The following is a 4,851-nucleotide window of genomic DNA, read 5'->3' as shown; positions in this document are numbered from 1 at the left end:
CTATTTCTTACGATTAGTCAAGTGTATTTCAGTTAATTCATTTATGTTTTTTGTTTAGCTGTATTTGGGAGGGGTACCCCTTCCAAATACAGCTAAATTTTTCCCATGACGAAAAAACCTCACGATATTCTTTTTTTCGAAAGGTCAGTGTGCTATAGTGAATATAAACTTTGCTACGATTTCTGAGCTGGTAGTGCGGAATCATAATCGTAAAGTATGCCGTGTGTCAGTAACTGAAACGTCACTTTCAAAAACTTATTGATACACGCCACAATCGCGACCTTATGAGGCTTTCTCTGAGGTTGCGTTTTTAATTTGTAATAATAGTCTACTAAATGATTGGGTTTTCCTTTTGCCATAATCATTGTACACATCATAAAAAATAAAATCTTCCGTAGCTTCTTATTTCCTCGTTTATTAATTCGATCTCGGTATTGTGTATTGCCAGATTGATAGCGCATAATATCGATTCCAACGTATGCGTTCAGTTGTTTCGCATTTTTAAATCGGCGAATATCACCTAGTTCGCCAATAAGTCTGCAAGCTGTTGTATCACCAATTCCCGGAAAAGAGCGTAATACGGTATATTCCTTTCTTCCTTCAGACATCACAACCATTTGTTTCACAAGCTGGTCTTTCTTTTCCATTAAATCTGCAATACGTCGGGCGTAATCGCCTACTTGATTACAGCGAATATCCGTTGGTTCAATGGCAGGATATGAATTTTTCGCAGCTTCTAATAACACGATGGCTTTTTTCTCTGCACGTTCTAGTGAAAGTCTTTTACGTGTATTGCTTTTCAAACGATTTTTAATAATTGTCTTTGAATGAGCTAATAATAGTGCTGGATGTGGATACAGTTGCACAAAATTTAGAAATAGCGCTGAACTCGGTGTAATAAGTCGTTCCAACTCTGGAAATGAAATATGTAAAATGGCATGCATACGATTGCGTAAAAGAATAAGTTCTTCTTCAATTTCGTCATAATAACGAGTAATTGCCCGCATCTGTTCATAATAATCATTCTGCACATACGTCGTTTCACGTTCCAATTTAAAGTGGGTTTTCGCTAACTCATGGGCATCGCTAATATCAGTTTTGTGTCGACGCATTGAAGCCATTTGTAGGTTCGCTTCAAGCGGGTTCATGCGATAGTATGTATGTCCGTGATCCCGTAGAAACTTTTCAACGGATTTTGAATAGACACCCGTCGCCTCAAATACGATTTCAGGGGCTTGCCCATCAATAGCTGTTATTTCCTTAATACGTAGGTGTAGCTGCTCAAAATCAATGCGTGTATGATACAATTCCCCTTCAAATTCACATTGTCCATAACCATCATAAATGGCAATGGTACTTTTCCCTTTACTTACATCAAGAGCGATAACATGTTTCATATAAATATTCTCCTTTTATAACCAATCATAGAAGTCTTCACAGTGCCTTATCGATTCCATTTTCTTATACACGATCTCTAGGACCCAACATACTAAACTGATTCAAACAAGGGTGTGAAGTTGGCCTGTTTAAGATACGGACTCTTACATGGTCCCATAGACGGATCGACCTTTCTTCACTTCTACTATAAAAAAATAGTAGCACAAACCATGGCCTTGGTTTGTGCTACTAATGTTAGTATGTTTAAGGTGTTTTCAGTGCTATTTTCTTAATTAAGGGGAATTTTTCCGCTTATTTATCAAACTCGATTTTAGCGTCACAAAAGCTTGGGGAAATTCCCAAGCCTTTGTGTACAATGCTACGACATCTTTACTTGTCGGACCAAAGCGCTTGAGCATTTTTTATCCACCTTGATTTGCGCCACCTGTACCTTGTTGAGCTCCACCTCCGCCGCCACTAGTTTGCCCTCCTTGTTTTTGGGCATTTTGGTTATTGCTTATTTCTTGAGCGGCCTTCATTAGAGTGTCTTGAATTTTTGCCTTAAAGATGGGGCTATCAAAAGTTTCGACGATAATGGTTTGAATATGTTTTCTGAAATCCTTACTTTTAAGTAAATCCTGCATTTCCTTTTGATATTCCGGATCCTTTAATATGTCAAGCATCATACTTTGATAATCAGGATCTTTCATTAATCTTTTTAATAAAGCTTCATTTTCTTTCTTCATTCCTGTTGCATATGCTTTGGCAAATTCGGGATCTTTAAAAGCATTCTTCCAAAATTCAGTACTTTTGTTCGATACAAGTGTTTTTTGAATCGTTTCAGAGACGGTTGCTTGGTCCATAATAAGTTCTTGCTTCATTTTCTTATCTGTCATAATATCCTGAATGGCCTTTTTTCCTTCGTCTGTTTTTAGAATATCAACGATCATTTTCTTCGTTTGGTCATAATCCATTTTTTCAGTACTTGGATTACTTGAACAAGCTGAAAGGAAAATGCTAAATAGGAGCAACACAACTATTTTTTTCATTTGAATAGCTCACCCCTATACGGATGTGTTTTATAGGGTTAATATGCTGTATTTGTGAAAGTTTTATGCACCAATAGTGTAATTTCTAGATTTTTCATACTGTGCTTGGTAAAATCAGAAAAGATGAGTTTTTATGTATAATTTATGAAACGATGGAGGATATCATATTGACAAGCCGAAATTGGGTTCGATTATTTTTTACAACTTTATTAATAGGTGGTATTACAACAGGTGTATTGGGTTTTATTATTCGTTGGGGTGAATTTCAATCCTATTTTTTAGATTTTAAAATTGGTCCTATACTATCTACATTTATTTGGCTTATAGGTGTTGGGTTAATATTTAGTGTGATTAGCCAAGTCGGCTACTTTGCTTATTTAACCATCCACCAATTTGGTTTAGGGATATTTCGTTCTACAAGATTATGGAATGGAGTTCAATTGGTATTAACAATTTTTGCTTTATTTGATTTAACTTATTTCCGTTTTGAAAAGTTTGCTAAGCCAAATGAAAGTCTTACCCCTTACATAGCACTAGCTATATTTATTTTAATAGCGGGATTAATCGTTGCCTATTTTAAATCGCGGCAAGGGAAGAAAAGCACATTCATACCCGCTTTGTTTTTTATGGTAGTTGTAACAATATTAGAATGGATTCCGGTATTGAGGGTAAATGAAAAGAGCTGGGTCTATTTAATGCTGTTCCCTCTTGTCATCTGTAATGCGTATCAAATATTAATACTACCAAAATATTTGAAGCGGTCGGAAGAAGAAAGAGCTAAATTACAAGCTAAAAAGGGAAATCAAGTACCAACTATTAATAAAAAGAAAAAATAAATGGCGAAAAACACTCCAAATAGGAGTGTTTTTAAGTTGTGTATGAAATTATTTTATTAAAGTGGTCTTAACCTTTCCGTTTGCAATCATGTCGGAAACATTTGTAAAGGAGCCTCTACTTTTTAATTTAGAAATAATTGAAGGTAATGCGCTTTTCGTTTGCTTAGCTGCATCAGAGGCATGCAATAATATGATATCTCCATTTTTAGCTTTATCAATATTATTAATAATCTGCTTAACCCCAGGATTTGTCCAATCCTCTGAATTGACACTCCAATGAACAACGGTTAATCCAAGATCTTCTGCAATTTTTAAAGTTTTTTTATCAAAATGGCCGGTTGGAGCTCGAAGTAATTTAACGTTTTTGACATTCAGCTTTTTAAAAACTTCTTGTGCTTTTACTATATCTTTTCTTATTTGTTCAGACTCTAAATCTGTATAGTCTTCGTATGCATACCCTAGGTTCCCAATTTCATATCCGCTTTTAACGATCTTTTCGACAATATCTGGATGGCGTTCAGCCCATGAACCGGACAAAAAGAAAGTTGCTGATTTTACTTCATTCTTTACTAAAGTATCTATAATCGGTTCTGCCTTTTGATCTCCCCATCCAATATTAAACGTTAGCGCAATTCCTTTTTCTCCTTTGTATATTGCTTTTGGCCCTTCTTTCGTTGAAAAAACTGCAACTTGAGCAGTCGTTTGGGAATAGATAAAAAGTGCCGTAAATAGCGAAAGTACCATAATAAACAAAAAGTGTTTTAGTTTCTTTCCACTTAAAATCATAAAAAAATTCATTGTAATCCCCCTTACAACGGCAATAAAAAATTAATAGTAATAGACAAGTCCTTATTTCATTGTATGCTCGACTACAAAATTTATATGTCAAAAATTTTCTCGTAATATTTTCTGTTTTATTGGAAAAAACTAGATTTACTGCAGTCATCCACCTTCTAGAAGGTGACCTCAGCAATCATTTGTTCTTAATCTTATGTAAAAGGGTGAATCAATTGTTAGGAATTTTAATTCATGAAAAGGAAAGGCTAGAAATTCAATATCTTTTAAAAAGGGAAATGGATGAGATATTATATGATTTACAGGATTCAAGGATTGATCAAGTAGTTAAAAGAGCAATGAAAGAACGATATCAAATATTGTTTTCACTATTAACTCGTGTGGCTCCACACAATGAATGTGTGAATTACATTATATCTTCCAAAAAGAAAGAAGGGATTTAGAAAAGAACTTAGGGAGAGTGAGAAAAAAGGGTTGACTTTATTCTCTGTAATTGATATATTAATACATGTCGCTGCGAGAGATTGAAAAAACAGTCGACAAAATGGTTTTGAAAATAGTATAATATAAAAGTTGTTTCAAAAATTGATCTTTGAAAACTGAACAAAACGAAACGTCAATTAATTTATTTTTTAACTAGAGCTAGTCGTATTCTAACGAATTCGATATATCAAACATCTTTTTGGAGAGTTTGATCCTGGCTCAGGACGAACGCTGGCGGCGTGCCTAATACATGCAAGTCGAGCGAACTTGATGGGAGCTTGCTCCTTGATAGTTAGCGGCGGACGGGTGAG

Annotated in this window: 5 protein-coding genes and 1 rRNA gene; 3 read left to right on the top strand and 3 right to left on the bottom strand. The window is 34.9% G+C overall.

Features of this window, described 5'->3' with window-relative positions; genetic code table 11:
- Window positions 1–173 precede the first annotated feature (173 nt).
- Both B5V89_RS12680 and gerD read right to left on the bottom strand, forming a co-directional pair.
- Entirely contained in the window at window positions 174–1,397 is a 1,224-nt protein-coding gene (locus B5V89_RS12680) for an IS110 family RNA-guided transposase (protein WP_108072308.1), read from the bottom strand.
- Between the two features lie 402 nt (window positions 1,398–1,799).
- Window positions 1,800–2,426: a spore germination lipoprotein GerD gene (gerD, locus tag B5V89_RS12675; RefSeq protein ID WP_066226776.1), complete on the bottom strand. Its 627-nt coding sequence runs from the start codon at window positions 2,424–2,426 to the stop codon at window positions 1,800–1,802.
- Window positions 2,427–2,593: 167 nt separating this feature from the next.
- On the opposite strand from gerD, the gene B5V89_RS12670 reads away from it, so the two are divergent.
- On the top strand, window positions 2,594–3,262 hold the full coding sequence (locus tag B5V89_RS12670) for a KinB-signaling pathway activation protein (RefSeq protein WP_066226779.1): 669 nt from the start codon (window positions 2,594–2,596) through the stop codon (window positions 3,260–3,262).
- Between the two features lie 48 nt (window positions 3,263–3,310).
- Here B5V89_RS12670 and pdaB read toward each other — a convergent pair whose 3' ends face one another.
- Window positions 3,311–4,060, bottom strand: a complete 750-nt coding sequence (pdaB, locus tag B5V89_RS12665; RefSeq protein ID WP_066226782.1) for a polysaccharide deacetylase family sporulation protein PdaB — start codon at window positions 4,058–4,060, stop codon at window positions 3,311–3,313.
- Between the two features lie 212 nt (window positions 4,061–4,272).
- On the opposite strand from pdaB, the gene B5V89_RS12660 reads away from it, so the two are divergent.
- Both B5V89_RS12660 and B5V89_RS12655 read left to right on the top strand, forming a co-directional pair.
- A complete protein-coding gene (locus B5V89_RS12660; RefSeq protein WP_066226785.1) occupies window positions 4,273–4,500 on the top strand; it encodes a hypothetical protein in 228 nt (75 codons plus the stop codon).
- Window positions 4,501–4,736: 236 nt separating this feature from the next.
- A 16S ribosomal RNA gene (locus B5V89_RS12655) occupies window positions 4,737–4,851 on the top strand; the annotation flags it as partial.

This window comes from Heyndrickxia sporothermodurans, assembly GCF_003055045.1.
GTDB classification, from domain to species: Bacteria; Bacillota; Bacilli; order Bacillales; family Bacillaceae_C; genus Heyndrickxia; species Heyndrickxia sporothermodurans.
Note: the sequence above shows the minus strand (reverse complement) of the source record. Positions and strands in the feature narration are given on the sequence as shown.

Excerpts from the sequence above, each read along its gene's own strand:
- B5V89_RS12680 (WP_108072308.1), bottom strand. The coding sequence starts at position 1,397 with ATGAAACATGTTATCGCTCTTGATGTAAGTAAAGGGAAAAGTACCATT.
- gerD (WP_066226776.1), bottom strand. The coding sequence starts at position 2,426 with ATGAAAAAAATAGTTGTGTTGCTCCTATTTAGCATTTTCCTTTCAGCT.
- pdaB (WP_066226782.1), bottom strand. The coding sequence starts at position 4,060 with ATGAATTTTTTTATGATTTTAAGTGGAAAGAAACTAAAACACTTTTTG.